The 1,625-nt window shown below is 60.6% G+C and carries 1 protein-coding gene and 1 pseudogene; both read left to right on the plus strand.

Annotated features, from left to right (window positions below; translation table 11 throughout):
- Window positions 1-969, plus strand: a 969-nt coding sequence (locus I5W_RS14085) for a PD-(D/E)XK nuclease family protein (protein WP_044529700.1), incomplete at its 5' end; no start/stop codon positions are given.
- Window positions 970-1,282: 313 nt separating this feature from the next.
- Window positions 1,283-1,625 (plus strand): annotated as a pseudogene (locus I5W_RS14090) (cation:proton antiporter); the annotation flags it as partial.

Consider the following 1,625-nt stretch of genomic DNA (forward strand, 5'->3'; position numbering starts at 1 on the left):
CGTACACAGCGCCAGGGACTGGAAGCGCCGGTGGTGGCCATCCTCGATGCCAATCACAGCGATTCGGTGGAAGACAATCTCGGCATCCTCTGCGCCTGGCCGCAGGATCAGGATGCGCCCAAGCACTTCTCGGCCTTTGGCCGGCGCAGCGAACGCGGCTGTGCGCGGGATGAGCTGTTCGAGGAAGAAGAAAGCCTGAAGACCCAGGAAGACTGGAACCTGCTGTACGTCGCCGTCACGCGTGCCAAGCAGTTGCTGCTGGTGTCGGGCGTGGCCGGCACGCGTGGGGCGGGCGAGGGCGGGGTGGTGGAAGGCAGCTGGTATCAGCGTCTCTTCGCCAGCGATGCACCGGTGCGCGAGATCAGCGAGGAAGCGATACACGGTGCCGATGCCGCCGCCATCGAGGAGCAATTCTCGCTGGCGCTGTTCGATCCCAAGCCGGTACCGATGTCGCTCTTCGGCGCAGCGCAGGAGGAGGACGATGCGCTGCCCGAGGTCGATGCCGATGGTACGCTGGTCAGCACCGAGGCCATCGATGAAGGCGTGGCCCTGCATGCGCTGCTGGAGCGGCTCACGCACGGCAACGCATGGCCGCTGCACTTGCCCTCGCCGCCTGCTTTGGTGCGCTGGCTGGGCATCTCTGCGGAGATGGCACAGGTAGTGCATACGCAGGCACGCGTGGTGCTGGCACAGCCGGAGCTGGAGCGCTTCTTCAATCCGACACTGCATCGCTGGGCGCGCAATGAAATGGAGATCGTCGCTCCGTCTGGTGTCATGCGGCTGGACCGCGTGGTGATGTTCGACGATGAAGTCTGGGTGCTCGATTACAAGCGCCGCCTGCTCGAGAGCGAGCGCGCCGAGTATGCGGCGCAACTGGCACGCTATCGCAGCGCGCTCGTGTCGGTCTTTTCTGACAAGCGAATCAGGTCTGCGCTGATTACCGCTGACGGCGTGCTGACTGAGCATTGAGGCTCCCCCAACTACCTTCATGAGCTCCATGCGCTTCGGATAAGTTCCGCAAATTCAATAAACATCAGATCAGGAAGTTTAGATTTTCCGTTGTAAGATAAAAAAACTTACTCGCGCAGAGCAAGAGTGATATCTTCGGTTCTCCGGTTTTTTCGATCAGTCGTTTTTTATAAGTTTTATCGGAAATGCCGGGTCCGGTCTCACCGGGCAGCCATGCATCGCCAACTCGATCAGTTGCCCACGCTCACGCGCTCCACGCCGGCCTCTTGCATGGCCGCGTGGTATCAAGAACCTAATCGTTACAGGAGGAGATATGGAGTGGGCTCTTCCGTCTTTCACCCTCGCACAGACGCTGCAATGGAATGCCTTGCTGGTATTCGGCGGCTTGCTGCTGTTCGGGCTGATCGCGGGCTACGTTGTTTCCAAGTCCCCATGGGTGCCGCGCATCACGGGGTATCTGCTNGGTGGGTTTCTGCTGGGAGCGGGTGGCTTTCATCTGCTTTCCGGTGAAGTCCTCAAGGTCACCAACATCTTCGGCGACATCGCCGTGGCGCTGGTGGTCTATCAACTGGGCCGCTACGTCGATATCGGCTGGCTGCGGCGCGAAAAATGGTTGCTGATCACGGTGGCCGTCTCGGCCGTGCTGGGTTTTGGTT

This window comes from Herbaspirillum sp. B65, assembly GCF_000333555.1.
GTDB classification, from domain to species: Bacteria; Pseudomonadota; Gammaproteobacteria; order Burkholderiales; family Burkholderiaceae_D; genus Herbaspirillum; species Herbaspirillum rubrisubalbicans.